Below are 21,507 nucleotides of genomic sequence, written 5' to 3' on the forward strand. Positions count from 1 at the left end.
TGGACAGAGTTTTCCTTCCCTCCCACGGAGCGTGGGCAGCGCCTGTTCGGCGGCGTGGTCGGCCTTCGCCACGAGCGCGGGAGCGGCGTCGCGAGCGGCCATCACGGCCACTGCCCGGTGACGCGCCGTCCGGTCGGTCAGGAAGCGCGCGCTTCCGCCGACGACCGTGTAGTCGGCGGCGGCCGCCTTGGCGCCGGCCTCCGTCCGCGGGTATCCGACGGGCACACCGTCGACGACACGGCCCCGGGACGCGTCGGCCCGAGGCGCCGAGGACTTCGGCGGCGCCGCGGACCGCGCCGCCGACGGGCCGCTTCCGGTACCGACACCCACGGCGACGCCGGCCGCCGTGACCAGCGCGACCACGCCGGCTGCGACACCCCGGAGCCGGGCCTCCGCCGGCCTGGCGGATCGGTCGCTGTTTGAGGGGCCGTCGCCCCGTCGCGTACGGGCACCCACGGGTCACACACCCATCCCGTAGGTGATCGTGAAGATCGTCCCGAACGACGCGACGAGGAAGACGATCACCAGCCCGCCGACCATCATGCCCTTGCCGCGCGAGCTGTCCATCGTCGAATGTCCGTCGCCGACCCAGCCCTTGGATTTCGCGAGCCCGGCGAAGAAACTCCCCGCGCCCACGACCAAGGTGACGGCGGCGACGACGCCCAGCACGGCCTTGGCCGTGTCGCCGAGCTTGCCGAAGGGGCCCCAGTCGGGCTTGACGTCGGAGACGACGTCGACGCCTGCCGCCAGAGACGTGTGCAGGGACGGGTCGGCGGCAGCGAAGACCATGTTGTGCATGCGTGTTCCTCTGGTGCTGAATCCCTCGGATGCGAGGGGTACGGCCTTTCAGGCGATGTGACGCATCGCGACGATCTGCGGCGTCCAGTGGCTGAGCGGCGTGATCCGCACCCTGGCCCCGGTGTGCGGCGCCTCGATCACCCGGCCGTCGCCGACGTACATGCCGACGTGCTCGGGCCGGGCGCTGCTCCCGACGGTGAACAGCAGGTCCCCGGGGCGGAGTTGGCTGACGGACGGCACCGGCGTGCCTGCGTGCACCTGCTCGTAGGTGGTGCGCGGCAGGTTCACCCCGGCGGCGGCCCAGGCCGTCTTCGTCAGCGACGAGCAGTCGCACCCGTTCCGCCCGGTGTACGGCGGCCGGCAGTCGCCGCCCCACCGGTACCAGCTGCCGAGCGCGGTCCTGGCCGCGGCGACCGCCCGGGCCGCGCCCGCCCCTGCGGGCAGGCCGGAGCCGGGAGCTCCCGCCCACTCGGAGGCCAGCTTCCGGATGGTCGTGACGTAGGCGCGCGTCTCCGGGTACGGGGGGACGCCGCCGAAGGCGATGACCGCGCCGCTCCCCGCGTTGTAGGCGGCCAGCATGTTGTCCGCCGGATCCCCCGGGACGTCCTCGACCTCCTCGGCGAGGACGCAGTCGTAGCGGGCCTGCGCGGCGACGGCGTCCGCGGGCGCGAAGACGTCCTTGACACCGTCCCCGTCACCGTCCATCCCGTACCTGGTCCAGGTGAGGGGCATGAACTGGGCGATGCCGAGAGCACCGACCGGCGACCTCGCCTTCGGATCGAAGCCGGACTCCTGGTAGAGCTGCGCGGCGAGCAGCGACGCGGTCACCTGCGGGCACTCGCCGGCGTGCTTGGCGATCAGCACGCGGACCCACCCGGGGACCGGCGCGTCGGCCGCGAGGCCGCCGCCGGGCCCCGTCTCCTGCGCCGACGCCGAGCCCGCCCCGCCGAACGTCGTCAGCAGGGTGAGACCGGCGGCCGTCACGGCGGCGAGTACGCCGACGGCTACACGTACTGCCTGCTTCACGGCGCCCCCGTCAGGCCCAGGGCAGAGCCGTCACACGCCACCCGTCCGCGGTGCGCGCCAGGCGCAGCGCCAGCTGCTCGTCGCTCCGCCGGGCCGGACCGGACTTCGCGGTGGTCGTGAGGACGTAGCCGACACGGACGAAGGCCGCCGACCGCGTCACCTCGGGTGCACCGTCCGGCACGACGACCGAGGTGATGCGCGCGGTCTGCTTCGCCCGCTGCCTGCGGAGTGCCTCCCACAGGGCCTCCTGGCTCGGCCGCTCCTGAGCGAGCACGCCGGCCAGCTCGCCGGTGGCGTACTTCGCCGCCCGCCGGCCGGCGTCGGCGTACGAACGGTCGTGGCCGTCGCGTGCGTCGTGCTCGGCGTACGCCTTGGCGAAGGCGCGCGCCACTTCCCGCACGGAAGGCGGCAGGTGCCGGGAAGGCATCGCGGAAGCGACCGAGTGCTCTGCGGGGGAGTCGGCAACCTCCGCGCTCACCCGGCTCGCCTCGGCCTGCTGCGGTTTCTTGGCGGCACCAGCAGACGAGCAGCCGACTGCCAGCACGGCGGCGGAGACGGCCAGGACAAAGCTTGGGTTGATCGGTACGGAACTGCCGAGCCGGAACATGTGTGATCAGGCGGTAGGGAGGGGGAACGGTGCGTCAGGCTTGGCGCTCTGCGGCACCTGCTACAAGCAGCTTCCCTGCGGCGCGGGAAGAGATCGAACGGAAACGCGAAGCCTCTTCCAGCTAGGGCCGTCTCTCATACCTGACTTCCGGTTTGCCCGGTGTGGGCGTACCCAGGAACGCGGAACTGGCCTCCGGGTGGTGCCGGAGGCCGGTTCGCCGGGGGATCGTCGGCGGGGTGCCGGGTGCGGGTCGGCTCAGCCGAGGGTGTCCAGCATCGCTTCTTCGACGTGGTCGGCGGCGTTGCGGTGGCCGAGGGCGTTGGGGTGCACGAAGGAGAGCTGGTCAGGGAGGGTGACGAAGCCTTCGACCCATTTGCTGTCGTCGCAGACGCTGTGGTTGTGGGAGGAGGCGTAGAGGTCGACGAAGCTGGCGGCATCTTGTGTGCCGGTCGAGTCGTCGATGGCCTTGTTGAGGGGTTCCAGCACGTCCTTGCGCAGCCACTCAAGGTCGCCCTGGGTGATCGTGCCGAACTGCGTCAGGTCGCCGAAGCGGCACTTGGAGGTGTCCTTGGGGACGATGGTGGGGTAGCCGACGGCCAGGATCTTCGCGTGCGGGGCGCGCTCGTGGAGTACGCGGAGCATCCGGTCGTATTCCTGGCGCACCTTCTTCAGCCGGGCCGGGATGCCGGCGCCCAGGGCGTCCTTGCACGGGGTGCCCTTGCCGTCGCTTTCGCCGCCCAGCTCCGGGCACTTCATGAGGATGTCGGCGAAGCCGAGGGTGTTTCCGCCCACGCCGACGGTGATGACGTCGGTGCCGGGGCCCACCGCCTCGGACTGGGGAGGCACCGCGGGAAAGGGGTAGTCCGGGTCCTCGGAGATGGGCGGCAGGTGGCGGCCGATCGGGTGCTGGGGTGTGTCGGTGACGTTCTCGATGGTGGCGGCGCCGCAGCTGACGTTGGTCAGCTCGAAGAGACCGTAGAGGTCGCGGTCGATGACCTGGGGGTAGGACCGGTCGGTGCGCTCGCAGCCGTCGCGCGGGACTTCGAAGGTGTTGCCTGCGGCCCGGATGACCCCGGCGGTGTAGGAGTCGCCCAGGGCGACCCACTGGTGTTCCTCGGCTGCGGCGGCGGGCTGCATGCCGGCGAGCTGCGTGGGGACAAGAGCGCCGGCGGCGAGAGCGGCGGCCGAGCCGAGCAGGGCCAGACGAGTGCGGAAGCGTGCCACGGTTCCTCCATGGATGCGGTGTTGGCGGCGCTTTGACCATAAGGAGACCGTCACTTAACGCACTAGATTCAATACGGTCGGTAGTCAACGCATGGCGGAATGCGCCTGTGTGGGGGACATGGGTTCGATCTGTCGACCGGGCACGCTCTATTCGCGACTGCCTTGGCGTGACACTTGCCCGATCCGCAGAGGCCCTTGACCGGCTGGGGATCCCGACCTGAGGTGCACGTTCGTGGTGGCTGTCTTGTTCTCGACCACCGACAAGCTCAACCTCCGGCCGATCAAGGCGGCGAAGACTCAGAGCCGATGCACCATGCTCCGCAGCCCCCGCTATCGCCGGACCCGGAGGAGGAGGGCGGCGAGGTGGAGTGCAGCCTGGTAGGTGAGGGCGAGTTTGTCGGTTCGCATGGCCAGGCCGCGCCCTTGCTTGAGCCGGTTGACGCATCGCTCGACCGCGTTGCGTTGCTTGTACGTCTCAGCGTCGAAAGCCGGTGGCCGCCCACCGGTGCGGCCTCGCCGCAGGCGGTGGCGGACCTGATCGGAGGGCTGAGGGATGACCGCGCGGATCCCGTGCCAGCGGAGATGGTTTCGGATTGCGCGGGACGAGTACACGCGGTCCACCAAGACCGTATCCGGTCGGGTTCTTGGCCTTCCCGTGTCGTCGGCGGTCTGAGACAGGTCACCCGAGCCCACCGGCTGCGGTGCTCAGCTTCTTCTCCTTGCTCGCCTTCTCCTCCTCCCGCAGCCGCGCGAGCAGCTCGCCGAGTCGGTCGTTGCTGATCGGCCGGTGGGCGCGGACCGCATCCTGGATGGCGGACCGGCTGATGCGGCCGGCCCGGCGCGAAGCCTCCCGAGCTATGGGAAGCAGCTCGTCCAGGTCGTCGTCGACGGCTGCGCGATCCGAACCGCCGTCCGGGGCGTCCGGGACGGACCGACTCCGCCGGTCCGTGGAGCCGTCCGAGGCGTGCGGTGCAGGCGACGCGGGACCGTTCCCGGTGAGGACCTGGGGAGCGTCTTCGGTCCGAGTCCGGTGCGAAGGAACGGCGTTGTCAGCCTGCCCGCCCGGGCTTTCCCCGTCCCGGACGGCCCTCGTGGACGGGCCACGCCCCGCATGCTCGTGCGGCGCTGCTTCCGCCTCCGAAGGACGAGCTGTTCCGGACTCCTCCTGGTCCGCGACGGCCGGCCCCGCCCCGTCCGACGCGGACGGGGCGGCGAGTCCGTCTCCTCCCCCGGCCGCCCGGCGAGATCCGGCATGAGGGCCGATCGCCTGCGGCTGGGCTTCTTCAGGTCCTGGTGTACGCCACCTGCGGACAGGTCCCGGACGGCGTTCGGACCGGTCCGGGACGGACGCTTCCGCCGTCCGCGCCATGATGATGTACAGGTGTACCGAGCCCGCCAGCGCGAGCGGCGCGAGCATGGAGAGGACGGCGACCACACCGTCTCCGAGGTGCAAAGCGGACCGCTCGGACCGCGGACCGTGGTTCAGCGTGACCGCGTGCAGGGCGTTCGCCCACAGGCTCGCCGCGGTGGCCGCGAGGAAGAGGGTCCAGGCGTACAGCCGGGCGCCGAAGTTCCGGTGGCGGAGCAGCACCAGGGCGCGCACGCCGTAGGCGATGAAGCCGTCGACGAAGACCGGGAACAGGTACGACAGCTTCCCGCGGGCGTGGACGGCGACGGCGACCTGGCGCAGCGCGTCGTACGAGAAGGCGAAGCCGGCCGCGCCGAGCAGGGTGATCGCGGCGGCGTCCCAGAAGGTCATCCGTCGAAGACCGGGAAGGTGCTGTTCGGCGGCGTCGGGCGTCGCGTGCACGTCGGTCAGGGCCATCAGCGAGCACCTCCGCTCCCCGCCGTGATGTGCTGCCAGACCGGCATACGGGACAGCAGTCGGCCCAGGTGCTCGAGGGACGTCACTTCGTGGGCTTGTTGGTTGCCGCACGTCTCGCACGACGTGCGCAGGACGATCCGCTCTCTGTTTCCTTCGCCGCTGTAGTACAGCTCCAGGTGCTGGCCGACGACGGTGCCGAGGGAGGCGACGGCCTGCAGGTGTTCGTCGGAGCGGAGGACGCCGAGGGGCTTCCACTCGAGGTCGGCCGCCTCGTCTCCGAGGATCCGGTGGGCGTGCTCGGATGCCGCGGCGACCGACTTCGGGCCCCAGGCGCGGAAGGCCGCCTGCCTGGCCTGGGCGTGTTTCTGCTCGGCCGCGGTGAGCCGCTCGGCCGCGGCGCGTGTGATCGGGTGGGGCATCGGACGGGTCTTTCCAGAGATCAGGTGGTGCGCTGCGCGTCGGGACGGGCGCTGGAGGGGCCGTTGGCGATGCGCAGCAGGACGTCGGCGTGGCACGGGACGTCGAGCGGGCAGGTGCAGACGAGGTCGAGTCCGCGGAGCGCCGCCGCGAACCGCTCGGCGTACCGGCGGCCGACCGGCCCTTGGAGGGTCAGGGCGAAGAGTTCCACGGCCTCCGCCGGGGTCATCGGCCGGGACGGGAGGGACGGGCTCGGGTCACCGGGACGGAACGGGTTCGCGTACGGGCTGCCCCGGCCGACGTACACGGCCGAGGCAGCCGATGCGGCGGCCGTACGGGCGGTGCCGAGGAGCCGGACCGGCATCACGCGGCCTCCCGGCTCCGGCGACGGCGGTCGGCGCCGATCATGGGGACCAGCGTGGTCACCATCTCGGCCAGCCGGCTGGCCACGCGGTCCCCGACGAAGTCGGTGAGGTCCGGGCCGTTCTCGTCCCGCGCCGGCAGGTTCGAGGTGATGATCGTCGGGAGGCAGTGGTTGTACCGGTGGTTGATCAGCCGGTAGGTGATCTCCTCGGTCCACTCGGACGCCTTCGCCGTACCGAAGTCGTCCAGGAGCAGGAACTGCACCTGGGACAGCCGTCGCAGCTCCCGCTCGGACGCCCCGAGGACCGGCGAAGGACGCAGGCTGCCGTACATGTCCGCGCTGTTCACCGCGATCAGCTCGAACCGCTCGGGGCCGCCGGCCGCGATACGGCGCAGGGCTCCGTACGCCTCGTACGTCTTGCCGGTGCCTGTGAGGCCCGTCAGCAGGAGCGCCCCGGCGGACGAGGGGTCGGCGAGGGCGCGGTCGGCCCATGCCACGACCTCGGGGAGCGTCGCGTCGGCGTTCCGGAAGCGGGGCGGGGTGGCGGTCCGCCAGCGGCTCAGTGCGTACTCGGCCCGTGCCTGGCGGTGCCATTCCGGGTGTCCGGGGCCGGTCGTCTCGCTCTGCCGGTCCTCGGGGGCGAGGTGGATGCCGCGGGCGGACAGGATGCGTTCCAGGGCTCGCATGGCGCGGGCGGAGCCCGCGCGTACCGGTTCAGCCATGGTCAGAATCCGTTCTGGTAGGCGCTGGACCGCTCCGGATTGCGGAAGGGGCGCCGGCCCGGTCCGGAGCGGAGGGGGACGACGTTGCCGTCCGGCTCGTCGGCCGGGGGCCGGGCCGGCAGGTCCGCCCAGATGCGGAGCAGGTACCGGGCCGACTGCGGCGGCCGCGCGGGATCCCAGCGCCGCGCGATCATCTCCACCAGCCGGTCCGTCCCCCACCGCGCCGCGAGAACTGTTACCCGCGCCCACTCCTCCTCGGTGAGCCGCCAGCCGACGAGCATCCCGGCCCGCGTCAGGGCGTCCACGAGTGCTCGCGCACCGGCAGGGATCTCGACAGGGGCCTGGCTGTGCCGTCGCCGCCCTGGAGCGAAGGCGTGCGAGCGAGCTTGCTTGCGTGGTGTGTTGGTACTCCCTGTGGGAGTACCAACACGTCGCGCGCGTGAGGAAGAAACTTCCGCGTCAGCCGGAAGAGGCTTCCCGGTTTCGTGACGCTGCTTCCCGTTTCGGGAAGGATCTTCTACGAAGTCTTCGCGCGTTTCCCGACGGACGTGTCCGTGCGTGGTCTGCCCGTCGACGGCAGCGCCCCGCTCGCCGAGCAGGATGGTGAAGCGGCTGGCGTTGTGCCGGCCGACGCCGGGTTCGTAGGAGAGTTCGCCCGACCGGGCGAGCTCTTTCAGGCACGTGGTGACAGACCGCCTGGAGAGTCGTGTCAGGTCGGCTATCTGCGAGAGGGTGAGCACGGCTCGTCCCTGGTCGTCGGCTTCCCTCGCCAGTGCCAGGAGGACGAGGCGGGCGCCTCTCTGGGCGGTCGAGCAGGACCACACGAGTTCTGTGGCGATCGCGCTCATCGGGTCACGTCCTCGGCAGACGCCACGTATCGGTACGGCTTCAAGCCGAACGTGAAGTCGTCTTCGGGTACGAAGCCGACCCGTTCGGGCTCCGGGGTCCGGTACAGCCGCCCCGTGGGAACGTGGTAGTCGTGTGCCAGACGCCAGTCCGCCACGGAAGCGAAGTGTTCGCGGACGAGGCGGGTCGCCTCCACCTCCACTTCCCGCTCCACCATCAGCCGGAAGTAGTCGGACCCGAAGATGTGGGTGACCGGTGGGCTTTCGGGGAAGATTCGGACGAGTGCGGCGGCGGGGGCGAGATCGAGAACCGCTTGGCTCAGCCCATGGGCAGGAGTGAGCCGGAAATCGGTGTTGGACATGGGAATCCTGCTGTCGAGAAGAAAGAAGGGAAAACGGGAGTCCGCAGCAGTGGGCGGACCGTGGCCTGATGAGGCGTTCAGGCCGCGTCCGAGCGGGAAGCACCGCGCTCGGACGCGGAGGCGGACGTGACCCCTTGCCGGACCCTTTGCCGGTACTCCCGCACCAGCTGCCACAGGTACTTCCGCGAGACGCCGAGTCCCTGAGCCACGCGGTCGGCGTCCAGCCCCTGGTCGTTGGCGAACCGCGCGACGACCTCTTCGCGTTCCTGCCTGCTCAGCAGCGTGGTCACGCCGCGGAGGGCGGCGGACACCGCTTCCGTGTCCACACGGCGCTTCCAGGCGTCGCGCAGTTCGGCACGCTCGCAGGCCAGCAGTCCTGCGCGTATTCCGTACTCCTCGTCCTGGCGCAGGGCTTCGAGCAGGCATCGTGCCGCCACGGACACGGGGCAGGCGGCGCAGAAACCGAGCGCGAAGTCGAGGGCTTCTCCCTCTTTGCGCCGGACTTCTTCCGCGTCTTCCCGCGGGCCGTCGGAAGGGGGCAGGAAGATGTCGGTCACCTGCCCGGCGCACCGCGCCTTCTCGGCCCAGTTCTTCTCCTCTGTGTGAGAGGCCGTTTCCAGGAGCAGGGTCCAGTCCCCGCGCAGGGCGGAATCGACGATGACGGTCATGTCCGGTGTCATGCGTCACCACCGTCCGGTGAACCGTTCACCCGCGGTGCCGACTCCTTCGGCCCCACGTATCGGGCATATACGTAGTAATTCCCATCCTTCGTTCGGGACTTGGCCTCGAAGGAGCCTGCCGGCCGGAAGGCGGCGAGGATCCCCTTCCTGATCTGGTAGGCGGTCGTGGCCGCGTCTCCCCTGCGCGCACGCTGAAGGATCCGAGCCCACTTCATGGGCTTCGACTTCAGGATCTGCGCGGTCTCGGAATAGCGGTGGGAGGCGGCGGAGGGGCTGCGTGATGAGGTGGGAAGGTCTTCGAAATGAACCGTATGCGCCATGATGAAGACTCCTGGCGATCACCGGCGTGCGCCGGCGGAAAGGTGCACGTCTGAAACCGGGGCAGGACTCAGGAACGGGAACGTGACCGGGGCGACGGCCTGAGAGGCGTCGGCGACCCGGGTGCGTTCGACGTCCGCTGCTCTCCGTGGTCCGGTCGCACGGCGTGCATCTCGGAGATCGCCCGGAGGTCCTCGTCGGTGAAGCAGACGTACTTGCCCAGCTTCCTGTGCGGCAGCCGGCTGATGCGTTCCCGGAGCCACTTCTCCGGGATGTTGAGGCGCCGGGCCGCCTCCGCGTATCCGACGTGGAGGGGAGCGCTGCGGCGCAGCAGCGACTCCGCGCTTCCCGACTCCGCAATCAACCGCAGAGCGGTGACGAGACCTTCGAGGTCGAGAGTGCCGGATGTGGCGAAGTCCGCAGTGTGTGCTCCTGCGGGGGAGCCCATGAGACAATCACTCCTCGAGCAGGCGAGGCATCGCCCCGCCTGTGTCCGGCGGCAGCGAAGCCGGGCTTCACTGCCGCTGCCGAGTGCGACCGCGTGGTTTGTCAGGCCGGTTGCGGTCCGCACGACTTCCCTTGGGGTGATTCCCCAACTGCGGCTCACTGGGCTGGAGTTGCCGCTCCGGCCCGTGAGCCGCGCTTGTTTTCCGGAGCCGCTTGCGGGCGGCCCCGTGCCGAGTCCCCGGACGGACGCTCCGCCGGGAGACATGATCACTATACCATCATTTCCAACCCATCATTTCCTTCCCGAATGTCCTGGTGGCCGATCTTCGAACACGGCTGCTGGGATACTGGCCACGTGAAGAGCGTCCACGACTTCAGCCCGGCCGGGTTCCGTGCTGCCTACGAGGAGAAGGGCTGGTCCCAGGGCGACGTCGCAAGGGCCATCGGGGTCTCGGTGAACACCGTCGGACGGTGGGTCCGCGGCAAGGGAGCCCCCAGCCCCCGCCTCTTCTCCGCCCTGCTGAAGGAACTGGGCGTTCCTCGATCGAGGTTGCTCCTGCCCCTGTCCCCTGATGCGGACCTCGCCGTCCTGCGCACACGCGCGGGCCTCCGGCAGGAGGACGTGGCCGAGCGTCTCGGCGTGCAGCCGTCGGACGTGTCGGAGATGGAGCTGGGAACCGGACGGATGAGGGAGGAGTGGGCGGTCACCCTCTCCTCCCTGTACGACGTCTCGCTCGACCGGCTCGTGAAGGCGCGGGAGGAGACGGAGAGGCGGTGGCGGGAGCGGTTCGACGCCGGCCGCAGAGGCGGGCGGTAGTCGTACGACCGTTCAGTGCCCCATGGAGGCGCCGCCGTCGACCGGGATCACGGCGCCGGTGATGTAGGAGGCCTCGGGACTGGCCAGGAACGTCACCGCGTGCGCGATCTCCTGCGGCTCGGCCGCACGCCCGAGCGGCACCTGGTCCACGATCTGCCGGATGCGCTCCTCGGGGAGCGCGGCCGTCATGTCGGTGCTCGTCAGCCCGGGAGCGACGATGTTCACGGTCACGTTCCGGGGCGCCAGCTCCTTGGCCAGCGAACGGCCGAAGCCGACGAGCCCCGCCTTGGACGCGGCGTAGTTGGTCTGGCCGGCCTCGCCCGCAAGAGCGACGGCCGAGGAGATGAGGACGATCCGCCCCCGCCGCGCCCGCATCATGCCGCGGGACGCGCGCTTGGCGACGCGGAACGCGCCCTTGAGATTCGTGTCGAGGACGGCGTCGAAGTCCTCCTCCGGCATCCGCATCAGCAGACCGTCGCGAGTGATGCCGGCGTTGGCGACCAGCACCTCCACGGGACCGTGTGCAGCCTCCACTTCCTCGAAGGCGCGCTCCACCTCCTCGGTCCTGGTGACGTCGCACCGCACGCCCAGCAACTCCGCAGGCGGCTCACCGCTGCGGTAGGTGACGGCCACGCGGTCGCCTCGGGCGGTGAACGCCTTGGCGATCGCAAGACCGATGCCGCGGTTTCCGCCGGTTACCAGGACGGACCGGGACACGATTCGGTTACCTCCCATGAGCGCACATGCGTATCACTGGTAGTGATCGCCGGAACTGACTTGTCAGTTCGACTTGCACATCATGCGCACGTATTGTCATCACCTGCAGTGGTGACAGCGGCCGTAACGAAAGTTGAAGGCTGCACCATCTGTCTTTCTGTGGCTCGGGCGGAAGGCGATCGGCGGACCGATCGGGTTCCGCATCCCGGCCTCTACCTGCTGTGATCACTAGGCGCGACGATGCGTTGCGGAGGGTGTCGCCGTGTTACACGTTGCCGACAGTGAAAGATCGATGTCGGAACGTCACGAGGAATCGTTCACATGTGTGAGGAGATTCTCGCCGCCGAGGACGACCGGCTGAACGAGCTGGGCAACCTCCTCGCCTACTGGCGGCAGCGGCTGAACCCCCGACGCATCGCCGGCGTGGACACAGGCCGTCGCAGACTGAAGCCCGGGCTGACCCAGGCCGAGGTCGCGATGCTCACGGGCGTCAGCCTGTCGTGGTACCGCGCGCTGGAGAAGGGCAAGAAGGCCGACTTCTCGCCCGAGTTTCTGCAGCGGGTCGCACTGACGCTGAGGTTGTCGGAAGACGAAAGGGTCCTGCTGTTCCAGCTTGCCCTTGGACACGCCCCCGCGCCCCGGGGGCTGGCGGAGGACGGTGCCGTGGACGAAGACATGCAGAAGCTGCTGGACCAGATGCTGCCTCACCCGGCGTACATATCCAACGTCAGCTGGGACATCGTCGCCCACAACAAGCCCCAGGAGGAGTGGTTCCCCTGGGTCCCCTACGAGCCCAACCTCATGCGGTGGGCCTTCCTGTACCCCGAGGCTCGCGAGCAACTCGTCAACTGGAAGGAGGACTGGGCCCGCCCCTTCCTCGCCCAGCTTCGTGTCGCCCTGGGGCGGCACCCGGACAACGAGGCTCTGCGCCGGCTGAAGGAGGACATCCTCCGCGGCAACCCCGTGGCGCGCGAACTCTGGGCCGAACCCGAGACCATCATCCACCCCGACGGACACGTCCGGCGTCTGCGCCTTCCCGCCCACCACGACGAGGAGGTCAGCGTGAAGATCATGGCGATGGCCCCGCTGAGGAACATGGACCTGCGGTTCATCGTGCTGCTGCGTACGGACGTCTGATTGGCTTTGGAGGGCTTCGAGCGTGGCTTGAAGTCCGCGGGCTTGGGACCGGCCTGAGCGCTCCGCTGGGCCGGTCCGGTCCCGGTCCCGTGCATCGCCGGACGCGTGTTGGGCAGCTATGCGCTCAGGCGTGTGCCGGTTCAGGTCGTGGTGCCCCGTTTGCGCGAGGAACAGGTACGTGCCGGGTGTGCCAGTTGGCAGGGCGGCCGGAGCAGCCCTACTCGTATGAGGAAGGGGGGCAATTGGCGCAAATCGTGCGCCGACCCTCGGGGCGCCTCCACTCGTGCGGGGAGCAGCGCATGGTGCGCAGCCCTGCCAGTCGGGCCTGCGAAGTACCCCCGCTCGCGCGGGGACCGAGCCCTTGCCGGTGGTGAACTCGCGGCGGATCACGGATCACCCCCGCTCGCGCGGGGACCGGCCGACCAGGACGGACCGCTCGACGGACTTCACCGGATCACCCCCGCTCGCGCGGGGACCGGGTCGGGTCGGCGCGGTTCCACGTCTCGTCGTCCGGATCACCCCCGCTCCCACAGGGACCGGATGCTGCACATGATTTTCCACGGTGTCCCCTACGAATCACCCCCGCTCGCACGGGGAGCGGATGTACAGCACGGACGTCGGCGGCGTGTGGGGCGGATCACCCCCGCTCGCGCGGGGACCGGCCGACCCAGTTCCAGCCGTACGACGGCTCCGGCGGATTACCCCCGTTCGCGCGGGGGCCGGGGCGCCGACGCGAGCGGCGACGGCATCGGCAACGGACCACCCCCGCTCGCGCGGGGACCAGAGGGCCGCGGTGCCGAGGACGCGCCGGTGCGTCGGATCACCCCCGCTCGCGCGGGGACCGGGCCACCTTGATGAAGTCGCCGAACGCGGGGAACGGATCACCCCCGCTCGCGCGGGGACCGGTAAGCGTGTCCATCGACTTCGGCAACATGGAGCGGATCACCCCCGCTCGCGCGGGGAGCACAGCTGTGCCTTGAGCTTGCCGGCGGCGGCCTGCGGATCACCCCCGCTCGCGCGGGGACCGGGCCGGAATGCTCAACAACGAGGAACCGGGCTACGGATCACCCCCGCTCGCGCGGGGACCGGGCGATCACCCTAGGCCCCTTCTGGCTTCATGACGGATCACCCCCGCTCGCGCGGGGACCGGCGCGTCGCCAGGCCGCGCACGTACGCCGAGACCGGATCACCCCCGCTCGCGCGGGGACCGGTTCTGCAGGTCCGCAGCGAACTGCTGCGACTCCGGATCACCCCCGCTCGCGCGGGGACCGGCAGGCCCACCCCCAGAACTCCAAGGGCCGCAGCGGATCACCCCCGCTCGCGCAGGGACCGGGGCGCCCTGCTCACCCCGATCCTGCGGCCGTACGGATCACCCCCGCTCGCGCGGGGACCGGTCCTCCGGCGCGTGCTGGTAGATCCACGTCACCGGATCACCCCCGCTCGCGCGGGGACCGGCTCTGCGACTCCGGAGGTGCCGGAGTCTGTGACGGATCACCCCCGCTCGCGCGGGGACCGGCCTTCCCATGCGCTTCTTCTTGCCCTTCTCGGCGGATCACCCCCGCTCGCGCGGGGACCGGGCCACCGCCCGCACGGCCAGGCTCGTCGTCGGCGGATCACCCCCGCTCGCGCGGGGACCGGAGCCGGGCGAAGAAGTCGGCGATCTCCGGGTTCGGATCACCCCCGCTCGCGCGGGGACCGGGATCATGGCGATGGCCCCGCTGAGGAACATGGAGGATTACCCCCGCTCGCGCGGGGACCGGTGCATGAGGCCAGCGACCTGGCTGTCGCGGAACGGATCACCCCCGCTCGCGCGGGGACCGGTTCCACCATGCGGGTGCCCAGGGCGTCCGCGGCGGATCACCCCCGCTCGCGCGGGGACCGGCTCAGCGCCACCAGGCGGCGGGCCTTCTTGGTCGGATCACCCCCGCTCGCGCGGGGACCGGAGTGTGCCCCACCCCACCACAAATCGCAATAGCGGATCACCCCCGCTCGCGCGGGGACCGGGGGCATCGGGGCCCCCAAGGGGTGTCAGGCGCCGGATCACCCCCGCTCGCGCGGGGACCGGAAGCCGAAGCCGGCCATCACCGACGAGCCGGCCGGATCACCCCCGCTCGCGCGGGGACCGGCACGTACGTCCCGGCGAAACCCTGCCCGGCGACGGATCACCCCCGCTCGCGCGGGGACCGGGAGAAGGTCAACCGGGGGGTGCACCGGGCAGACGGATCACCCCCGCTCGCGCGGGGACCGGTGGCAGCGCCGGGTGCTGCCGTCGCAACCGGTCGGATCACCCCCGCTCGCGCGGGGACCGGCATGTTCCAAGCATCGTGATCATCCGGATACGCGGATCACCCCCGCTCGCGCGGGGACCGGTGAGACGGGCATTTACGCGGCCTCCGGCGTGTCGGATCACCCCCGCTCGCGCGGGGACCGGACAACAACGTCCGGACATGAGTAGGCCCCGGCCGGATCACCCCCGCTCGCGCGGGGACCGGGCCAGGTTCTTGGAGTCGAGCCGCTTGAGATCCGGATCACCCCCGCTCGCGCGGGGACCGGGGGTGGCGCCCAGCGCGGAGAACCCGATTCAGGGGATCACCCCCGCTCGCGCGGGGACCGGGTCCCCCCCGGAGGGGTTGGTGTGCGCGGGAGCGGATCACCCCCGCTCGCGCGGGGACCGGAACATCAGCCGCATGATCGGGCCGAGCACTGCCTGGATCACCCCCGCTCGCGCGGGGACCGGCCTCCCACTGACCTGCCCATCGTCTCGTTCGACGGATCACCCCCGCTCGCGCGGGGACCGGTCCCGGCGCAGCCAGACCTTGTCCGTCGTGGACGGATCACCCCCGCTCGCGCGGGGACCGGGGCGGGGGAGGTGGTGTGTTCTGAGCCCAGATCGGATCACCCCCGCTCGCGCGGGGACCGGGCCGACGACCGCAAGCTCCTCGGCGCGCAGAGCGGATCACCCCCGCTCGCGCGGGGACCGGGTGGCGCGGGCGTGGGCGGCCAAGCACGGGCACGGATCACCCCCGCTCGCGCGGGGACCGGGTGGTGGCCTTCCGGGTGAGGCGGGTGAAGTCCGGATCACCCCCGCTCGCGCGGGGACCGGCTGGGCGACTTCGGCGCGGCCGACCAGTTCGCCGGATCACCCCCGCTCGCGCGGGGACCGGACGGCCGTGAACCCGTGCCGCTTGGCGAGCATCGGATCACCCCCGCTCGCGCGGGGACCGGGGCCTGGAGATCCGCATCAGCAAGCCCAAGGCCGGATCACCCCCGCTCGCGCGGGGACCGGACGGAAGAGAGAGCCATGCTGCAGCTGCGAGGCGGATCACCCCCGCTCGCGCGGGGACCGGGGAGACGCCGCGGTGAGGCCCGAACCCGGCTACGGATCACCCCCGCTCGCGCGGGGACCGGGGCGTCAACGCGAGCGACGGCGAAGACCTGTTCGGATCACCCCCGCTCGCGCGGGGACCGGGACCAGGCGCATCTGCCGGTAGTCGAGCCGGGCGGATCACCCCCGCTCGCGCGGGGACCGGGTTTTCAACGACTTCCCCAACGTCTACGTGTCCGGATCACCCCCGCTCGCGCGGGGACCGGACTTTCTGACCTGCGTCAATGCATTGGCTTTGCCGCTTCTTGACCATCGGTCGGCGTCCCGTTCACAACAGGTATCTTCCCAGGCGTTGGCGCACGATCGAGAGTCATACCAGGCATTTTGGCAAGTGCCTGTCAGCGCAGCTGGCGAATGGACTGTTTGCCCAGCCAGAGGTGCTTGCGAGCCTCGTTGTCAGACCCGGGTGATAGCCCTGTGCCATGGCAACCGAAGACGAGGTTTCACCGCCGCACGCCGGGCACCCTGTGCCGGCCCCGGACGCCGACGTTGACGTACGCCTGTGGGGCAAGGAGCGGAGGCTCCCGTCGGCCTACCCGTTGATCTGCCACCTGCTGGACACGGCGGCGGTGGCCGGGGCTTTGTGGGATGTGGTGCTGACGCCGCAGGTGCGTCAGCGTCTGTCGGAGCGTCTGGGCTGGGAGCCGGCAGCATGCCGCCGACTGCTGTGCTTCTGGGCGGGACTGCACGACATCGGGAAGATCACGCCGCCTTTCCAGGCCGTGGCGCCCGCCCTCTACAACCGGATTGCGGGGGATGCCGCCTATGAGGCGGAGGCTGGTGCTGAGAGCCAGCGGTTGCGTCATGACCTTGCGGCGCACTGGGCCTTGACGGCCCTGTTCGCCGAGTTGGGTTACCCGCAAAGGGGTCCTTTGGCGCGCTCGGTGCACCACCAGGTCGCCCAGCTCCTCGGCGGCCACCACGGCTGCTTCCACGAGGTGCTGGAGAAGGCGAAGTTGAAGAACGCCGCCGCCTGGGTGCCGGGCCTTGGAGGCCGGGGCTGGGAGGAGCAGCGGCGGGCGCACGCGGCGGTGGTGCGTCGGCTGACCGGGGTGCGCGAGGTGCCGGAAAGTCGCCTTCCTGCCGAGGTCACCGTGGTCTTCGCCGGTTTGGTGATCGTCGCTGACTGGCTGGCCAGCCAGGAGCACGTCATCACGCCCCGGTTGCCGGCCGCTGGTTGGAGCGGTACGGATGCCGAACTCGCCGAGCACTGGCGGTCGGCGGTGGCGCAGGCGCCGGGGATCGTTCGTGAGGCGCGGCTGGGTACGGCGCGTTTCCCGCACAGGGAGTTCGCGCAGCAGTTCCCCTTCCCGCCCAACGATCTGCAGGCCAGTCTGGCCGCCGAACTGCCGGGGCTCGCGACCGGTCCCGGTCTGCTGCTGATCACTGCGCCGACGGGTGACGGCAAGACGGAAGCCGCGCTGCACGCCGCAACCGTCATGGCCCGGGCCGCCGGGGCCGGCGGGGTGTACTTCGCGCTTCCGACGATGGCGACGGCGGATGCGATGTATCTGCGGGTGCGGGACTTCGCCGAGCGCAACGTCGAGGGAGACCGCGCGCTGACCCTGCTGCACAGCATGGCCTGGCTCAGTGCCGCCTACGCGCCGCAGGACGACGGGCCCGCCGAGTCCGCCGTGGTGTCGGATCACACCACGGAACTGGAGGCCGGCTCATGGCTGCGCGCCCACAACCGCGGCCTGATCGCGCCGCTGGGGGCGGGCACCGTGGACTACCCGCTGACGGCGGTGCTGCCGGTGCGCTACAACGTGCTGCGCCTGCTCGGCCTGGCGGGCAAGGTCGTCGTGGTCGACGAGGCGCACGCTTACGGGCCGTGGATGCACAGCCTGCTGGTGCGGCTTTTGGAGTGGCTGGGCGCGCTGCGTGCTCCTGTGGTGCTGCTGTCCGCCACGCTCACCGGGCGCACCGCGTCGTCGCTGGTCGAGGCCTATCGGCGCGGGTGCGGCTTCCGTGACCCGGCCGGCGTCGAGCCGTGCTACCCGGGCTGGCTGTATGTCGACGCGGCATCGGGGGAGGTGTCCCGGCCGCGGAAGGTGGCGAGCGACCGGGCGCGGGTGCTCAGCGTCGAGGTGGAGCCGGTGCGGTGGGACGGGGCGGAGGATCCGCAGGCGGCGGTCCGGCCCGGTGCCCGGCGTGCGGCGTTGCTCAGGCACCTGCAGCCGCTGGTGGCGGACGGCGGGTGCGCGCTGGTGTGCTGCACCACCGTCGACGAGGCCCAGCGCACTTACCGCTTCCTGCAGGCGCAGTTCCCGGACCTGGCCCGTGCCGAGGGTGAACTCCTTTTGCTGCATTCCCGCTATCCGGCGTGGCGCCGGGAGGAATTGGCTGCCTACTGCGAGGAGCGGTTCGGCAAGCCGCGAAGGGACGGCACAGCCGACCGTCGTCCGCGCCGGGCGATCCTGGTCGCCACCCAGGTCGTCGAGCAGTCACTGGACCTGGACTTCGACCTGATCATCAGCGACCTGGCCCCGCTGGCCCAGCTGCTGCAGCGGGCCGGGCGGGCCTGGCGGCACGAACGCGACGGCCGGCCGGCGTGGGTCGGGAGCCGGCCGCGCCTGGTGGTGCTGGAGCCGGTGGACCGGGAGGGCAGGACGGAGCCGCCGCGGACATGGGGTGCCGTGTACGACGCTTCGCTGCTGCTGCGTACCAGTGAGCTGCTGCGGCAGCACGGAGGTGCCATCGACGTGCCCGGTGATGTCCAGGCCCTCATCGACCGGGTCTACGCCGACGACTTCGGCGATCACCTGGAGGAGGCAGCTCAGCGTGAGCTGAAGCGCCACGACGCCGAGCGGGAAGCCGGGGCCATGGCCGAGAAGCACCTGGCCGGCATCACGACGATCCCCGCTCCGTACGTCGTGAGCGAAAAGGGCGATCTCGCCTTGATCAGCGGCAGTTCGGCACTGGTGGACCCGGCGCTGCTGACGACCCGGCTGGGCGCGGACTCGGAGCGCGCCGTGTGCGCGTACGTCCAGGCGGACGACAGCCTCACCCTCGACCCGGAAGGTGCAGTTCCCCTGCCGGGTACGGCCGGTGGGCGCCTGACCAGGGATCAGGTGGCACAGGTGATGCGCCACACCGTGCCCCTGCCCGGCCGGTGGCTGGCCGGACGCGGCAGCGAGCAGGAGCCCTTGCCGAGCTGGTCCCGCTCCCCGGCCCTGGCCCGCCTGGCTCTGCTGCGCCTGCGACGCGGTGCCGACGGCCGATGGACGTGCCGGGTCGGAGGATACGACCTGGAGCTGTCGGACGTGGGACTTTCCCGTAACTGACTCTCCACGCACACCACTTCGGCTACAGTGCTGGAAGCCTCCTCGCTCCAGAGACTGGCTGGGCGAGGAGGCGTACCCCGCTTGCGCGGGGAAGGGGGGAACGGCCGCTCACCGTCGTGATCTCCACGCGCACCACGGCTCACCCCCGCCGGCTCACCCTGCCTTCTGCGCGGGGACCCCACTCGACGGTACACGCGACCTGATCGGAGGCGTCTTGGTTCCGCGCAATCCCCACGACCTGCTGCAAGAGCGGGTACTGCCCGTGCGGTGGACCCCCGAGGTGCCTCCCGATCGGCGGCCGTCCGCAGTGGGCTTCCGTGAACTGCTGCTGCGCGCACACGAGATCAGCTCCCTCGCGGTGCCGCTCCCGCCGGCGCTCTCCGCCCTGTACCGCATCCTGTACGCCCTCACCGCGCGGGTCACCGGACTGGACCGCGCCGGGGACTGGAGTGAGCGGCGCCTGCAGGTGCTGGAGCAGGGACGGTTCGACCCCGACGGCATCGAGCAGTACTTCGACCGGCACCGTGACCGCTTCCGGTTGTACGACCCGGCCTGGCCCTTTCTCCAGGATCCTCGGCTGGCCGCCCAGTGCGACAAGCCCGCCGGGGTGAACAAGTTGGTGATCACCCGCCCGTCGGGCAACAACCACTCCTGGTTCGGCCACGCCTGGGATGCGCGCCCGGAGCCCGTGCCCTCCTCGGAGGCCTTGCTGCACCTGCTGGTGTGGCGGTACTACGGGCCATCAGGACGTTGCGCCGCCCGCGAAGTGAACGGGCAGCGGTCCGCGCAGTCCAAGGCGGGTCCGTTGCGCGGCGCCCTGTCCTACCACCCGGAAGGCGCCACGCTCTTCACCACCCTGCTCGCCGGTCTTCCCCACCCGGACATCGACGTCCGGCCCGAGGAGGACCTGTGCCCGTGGGAGTGGACGGAGCTGCCCGACCCCGAAGCCGCCCCGCGCGTCGTGACCGGACCGTGCTCCCGTCTGACCGCCGCCTCCCAGCACGCGCTGCTCCTCGTGCCCGACGAGACGGGCGACGTCGCCCGGGACGCCTACATCACCTGGGCCTTCCTGGACAAGCTGCCGCGGGCCGACGACTACCTGATCTGGCACGTCAGCAAGGACGGCAACCCCTATCCGCGGCTGGCCGACTCCGGCCGCGCGCTGTGGCGGGACGTGGACGCCCTGCTCCTGGAACACCCCCAGAACAGCGGCCGGCCCCGGCGCCCGGAGGTGTTCCGCACCGCCCAGGAAGTGCAGAACGAACTGGACGAGTACCTCACGGTCCGCGCGCTGGGCTTCGAGCAAGACGGGCAGGCCAAGGACACCCAGTTCGTCTCCTCATCCACCCCGGCCCTGGTCCCCCTGCTGAAAAACACCGACATTCCCGTCGCCCGCAACATCGGCTCCCTGCGTGTCGCCGGCGAGCGGGCCGGCGACCGCCTGGGGACCGCGACCAGGAACGCCTGGAAGCTCTACACCAGGGGAAAGAAGGCCGTCGACTGCGCCTGGTCCCGCGAAGCGGCCGCCCGCTACTGGCCCCAGGCCGAGCAGGAGTTCTGGCGGCGGCTGCGCGAGGGCGACTTCCAGGACGCACCCCGGACCTTCCGCCGGATCGCCGAGCGCGTCTACGACCAGGTCACCTACAGCGCCGCAGGCACGATCCGAGGGGCGCGCGCCCGCGAGGAAGCACGCGTCGACCTGTATGGCGGCAAGCCGAAGACAGCCGCGAAGTCCCCCCGGGCCAAGGGCGCCCCTTCCCCGCACCGTGACATGGAGGAGCAATGACCGACGCCACGACCGCGTCCCTCTCCGCCGTCCCGCCCGACGACGCGTCCACCGCCGCGCGGCCCTCATCGTGGCTGACCGAGGCGCGGACCTTCGTCGCGGCCGTGGAGAAGATCTGCCGCACCGACAAGGGAGCACGCGCCGCACTGCGCAGGGGCGAGGGCAAACCGCTGGACAGCCCCGGTGTGCAGGGCATGCACAAGATCGTCGCACCCCTGCTGCCGCCGGCTGCTCTGTACGACGACGACACACAACGCGCGCACTACGCGATCGCGGCGATGATCGCTGCTCAGCGCAGCGACGCGCACACCGGCGCGCCCGCCCCGGCACAGAACGAACAGGCCGCCTCACCGGCGCCGTACGGGCGGAGCCTCGGCCTGACGTACGCGGCGGCGGTTTCCTCCGGGGGCCAGGACGGGATGCGGGAGAGCGCCGCCGAAGACCGCCTCAACCTGCTCACCCGGCAGAGCATCAACGGCCTGCACCGCCACCTTCCCGCCGCCGTACGGCAGTTGTGCGGCAAGAAGTGCCCGCCCGACTGGGCCCAGATGCTGGTCGACCTGCGCGCCTGGCCCCGCGACCGCGGCCGCATCGGACGGCGCTGGCTGCAGGACTTCTACCGCGCCCGCCGCGCCGCCGACCTCGAGGCCGCCAAGAAGGCCGACGACCAGACCGAGGCCCAGCCGCCGGCCGACGACGCCTGATCCTGACCCCCGGCACCCGACGCCCTATCACCAAGGAGTTCA

19 protein-coding genes, 2 pseudogenes and 1 CRISPR repeat array are annotated in these 21,507 nt (G+C 71.1%); of the genes and pseudogenes, 5 read left to right on the forward strand and 16 right to left on the reverse strand.

The window, feature by feature from the left end; all coding sequences use genetic code 11:
• The 15 genes and pseudogenes from IE225_RS31350 to IE225_RS31420 form a co-directional block, all read right to left on the reverse strand.
• Positions 1–225: pseudogene (locus tag IE225_RS31350) on the reverse strand (hypothetical protein); the annotation flags it as partial.
• 234 nt (positions 226–459) lie between these two features.
• Complete coding sequence (locus tag IE225_RS31355; RefSeq protein WP_190061056.1) at positions 460–798, reverse strand: DUF8827 family protein; 339 nt, start codon at positions 796–798, stop codon at positions 460–462.
• A gap of 48 nt (positions 799–846) precedes the next feature.
• Entirely contained in the window at positions 847–1,824 is a 978-nt protein-coding gene (locus tag IE225_RS31360) for a C40 family peptidase (RefSeq protein ID WP_190061057.1), read from the reverse strand.
• 10 nt (positions 1,825–1,834) lie between these two features.
• Complete coding sequence (locus IE225_RS31365; protein ID WP_229880184.1) at positions 1,835–2,251, reverse strand: hypothetical protein; 417 nt, start codon at positions 2,249–2,251, stop codon at positions 1,835–1,837.
• 435 nt (positions 2,252–2,686) lie between these two features.
• Positions 2,687–3,655, reverse strand: coding sequence for an SGNH/GDSL hydrolase family protein (locus IE225_RS31370; protein WP_190061058.1), 969 nt, complete (start codon positions 3,653–3,655; stop codon positions 2,687–2,689).
• Between the two features lie 330 nt (positions 3,656–3,985).
• A pseudogene (locus IE225_RS31375) lies at positions 3,986–4,309 on the reverse strand (transposase); the annotation flags it as partial.
• Between the two features lie 25 nt (positions 4,310–4,334).
• Complete coding sequence (locus IE225_RS31380) at positions 4,335–5,480, reverse strand: DUF2637 domain-containing protein (protein WP_190061059.1); 1,146 nt, start codon at positions 5,478–5,480, stop codon at positions 4,335–4,337.
• Positions 5,480–5,899, reverse strand: coding sequence for a DUF6195 family protein (locus IE225_RS31385; protein ID WP_190061060.1), 420 nt, complete (start codon positions 5,897–5,899; stop codon positions 5,480–5,482). Before IE225_RS31385 ends, IE225_RS31380 begins: the two co-directional genes overlap by 1 nt.
• Before the next feature lie 20 nt (positions 5,900–5,919).
• Entirely contained in the window at positions 5,920–6,261 is a 342-nt protein-coding gene (locus IE225_RS31390; protein WP_190061061.1) for a DUF4326 domain-containing protein, read from the reverse strand.
• Complete coding sequence (locus IE225_RS31395) at positions 6,261–6,983, reverse strand: ATP-binding protein (protein WP_190061062.1); 723 nt, start codon at positions 6,981–6,983, stop codon at positions 6,261–6,263. Before IE225_RS31395 ends, IE225_RS31390 begins: the two co-directional genes overlap by 1 nt.
• A gap of 2 nt (positions 6,984–6,985) precedes the next feature.
• Positions 6,986–7,288, reverse strand: coding sequence for a hypothetical protein (locus tag IE225_RS33645; protein WP_229880185.1), 303 nt, complete (start codon positions 7,286–7,288; stop codon positions 6,986–6,988).
• Between the two features lie 539 nt (positions 7,289–7,827).
• Complete coding sequence (locus IE225_RS31405; RefSeq protein ID WP_190061064.1) at positions 7,828–8,190, reverse strand: hypothetical protein; 363 nt, start codon at positions 8,188–8,190, stop codon at positions 7,828–7,830.
• 77 nt (positions 8,191–8,267) lie between these two features.
• Entirely contained in the window at positions 8,268–8,870 is a 603-nt protein-coding gene (locus IE225_RS31410; protein WP_190061065.1) for a WhiB family transcriptional regulator, read from the reverse strand.
• Positions 8,867–9,190 (reverse strand): hypothetical protein, encoded by a 324-nt coding sequence (locus IE225_RS31415; protein WP_190061066.1) that lies wholly within the window; start codon positions 9,188–9,190, stop codon positions 8,867–8,869. The genes IE225_RS31410 and IE225_RS31415 overlap by 4 nt, the downstream gene beginning before the upstream one ends.
• 68 nt (positions 9,191–9,258) lie before the next feature.
• Positions 9,259–9,636 (reverse strand): hypothetical protein, encoded by a 378-nt coding sequence (locus IE225_RS31420; RefSeq protein WP_190061067.1) that lies wholly within the window; start codon positions 9,634–9,636, stop codon positions 9,259–9,261.
• Between the two features lie 354 nt (positions 9,637–9,990).
• On the opposite strand from IE225_RS31420, the gene IE225_RS31425 reads away from it, so the two are divergent.
• Positions 9,991–10,452: a helix-turn-helix domain-containing protein gene (locus IE225_RS31425; RefSeq protein ID WP_190061068.1), complete on the forward strand. Its 462-nt coding sequence runs from the start codon at positions 9,991–9,993 to the stop codon at positions 10,450–10,452.
• A 12-nt stretch (positions 10,453–10,464) separates the two neighbouring features.
• Here the strand turns inward: IE225_RS31425 and fabG are convergent, their stop codons facing one another.
• A complete protein-coding gene (gene fabG / locus IE225_RS31430) occupies positions 10,465–11,169 on the reverse strand; it encodes a 3-oxoacyl-ACP reductase FabG (RefSeq protein ID WP_190061069.1) in 705 nt (234 codons plus the stop codon).
• 321 nt (positions 11,170–11,490) lie between these two features.
• Here fabG and IE225_RS31435 point away from each other — a divergent pair, with 321 nt between their 5' ends.
• From IE225_RS31435 to casB, 4 genes are all read left to right on the forward strand, one after another.
• Positions 11,491–12,306 (forward strand): MmyB family transcriptional regulator, encoded by an 816-nt coding sequence (locus IE225_RS31435; protein ID WP_190061070.1) that lies wholly within the window; start codon positions 11,491–11,493, stop codon positions 12,304–12,306.
• A gap of 328 nt (positions 12,307–12,634) precedes the next feature.
• Positions 12,635–15,897: a CRISPR direct-repeat array (repeat unit 29 nt; unit sequence CGGATCACCCCCGCTCGCGCGGGGACCGG).
• 216 nt (positions 15,898–16,113) lie between these two features.
• Positions 16,114–18,975, forward strand: a complete 2,862-nt coding sequence (locus IE225_RS31440) for a CRISPR-associated endonuclease Cas3'' (protein ID WP_190061071.1) — start codon at positions 16,114–16,116, stop codon at positions 18,973–18,975.
• A gap of 214 nt (positions 18,976–19,189) precedes the next feature.
• Positions 19,190–20,761, forward strand: a complete 1,572-nt coding sequence (gene casA / locus IE225_RS31445) for a type I-E CRISPR-associated protein Cse1/CasA (protein ID WP_229880186.1) — start codon at positions 19,190–19,192, stop codon at positions 20,759–20,761.
• A complete protein-coding gene (gene casB / locus IE225_RS31450) occupies positions 20,758–21,465 on the forward strand; it encodes a type I-E CRISPR-associated protein Cse2/CasB (RefSeq protein WP_190061072.1) in 708 nt (235 codons plus the stop codon). Before casA ends, casB begins: the two co-directional genes overlap by 4 nt.
• Positions 21,466–21,507: the final 42 nt, after the last annotated feature.

Source organism: Streptomyces echinoruber (assembly GCF_014651135.1).
GTDB classification, from domain to species: Bacteria; Actinomycetota; Actinomycetes; order Streptomycetales; family Streptomycetaceae; genus Streptomyces; species Streptomyces echinoruber.

What these genes read in the sequence shown, in the direction of transcription:
- IE225_RS31395 (WP_190061062.1), bottom strand. Translation starts at nt 6,983, where the DNA reads ATGGCTGAACCGGTACGCGCGGGCTCCGCCCGCGCCATGCGAGCCCTG.
- IE225_RS31365 (WP_229880184.1), bottom strand. Translation starts at nt 2,251, where the DNA reads ATGCCTTCCCGGCACCTGCCGCCTTCCGTGCGGGAAGTGGCGCGCGCC.
- IE225_RS31435 (WP_190061070.1), top strand. Translation starts at nt 11,491, where the DNA reads ATGTGTGAGGAGATTCTCGCCGCCGAGGACGACCGGCTGAACGAGCTG.
- IE225_RS31380 (WP_190061059.1), bottom strand. Translation starts at nt 5,480, where the DNA reads ATGGCCCTGACCGACGTGCACGCGACGCCCGACGCCGCCGAACAGCAC.
- IE225_RS31390 (WP_190061061.1), bottom strand. Translation starts at nt 6,261, where the DNA reads ATGCCGGTCCGGCTCCTCGGCACCGCCCGTACGGCCGCCGCATCGGCT.
- IE225_RS31385 (WP_190061060.1), bottom strand. Translation starts at nt 5,899, where the DNA reads ATGCCCCACCCGATCACACGCGCCGCGGCCGAGCGGCTCACCGCGGCC.
- IE225_RS31355 (WP_190061056.1), bottom strand. Translation starts at nt 798, where the DNA reads ATGCACAACATGGTCTTCGCTGCCGCCGACCCGTCCCTGCACACGTCT.
- IE225_RS31420 (WP_190061067.1), bottom strand. Translation starts at nt 9,636, where the DNA reads ATGGGCTCCCCCGCAGGAGCACACACTGCGGACTTCGCCACATCCGGC.
- IE225_RS31415 (WP_190061066.1), bottom strand. Translation starts at nt 9,190, where the DNA reads ATGGCGCATACGGTTCATTTCGAAGACCTTCCCACCTCATCACGCAGC.
- casB (WP_190061072.1), top strand. Translation starts at nt 20,758, where the DNA reads ATGACCGACGCCACGACCGCGTCCCTCTCCGCCGTCCCGCCCGACGAC.
- IE225_RS31440 (WP_190061071.1), top strand. Translation starts at nt 16,114, where the DNA reads ATGGCAACCGAAGACGAGGTTTCACCGCCGCACGCCGGGCACCCTGTG.
- IE225_RS31405 (WP_190061064.1), bottom strand. Translation starts at nt 8,190, where the DNA reads ATGTCCAACACCGATTTCCGGCTCACTCCTGCCCATGGGCTGAGCCAA.
- IE225_RS31410 (WP_190061065.1), bottom strand. Translation starts at nt 8,870, where the DNA reads ATGACACCGGACATGACCGTCATCGTCGATTCCGCCCTGCGCGGGGAC.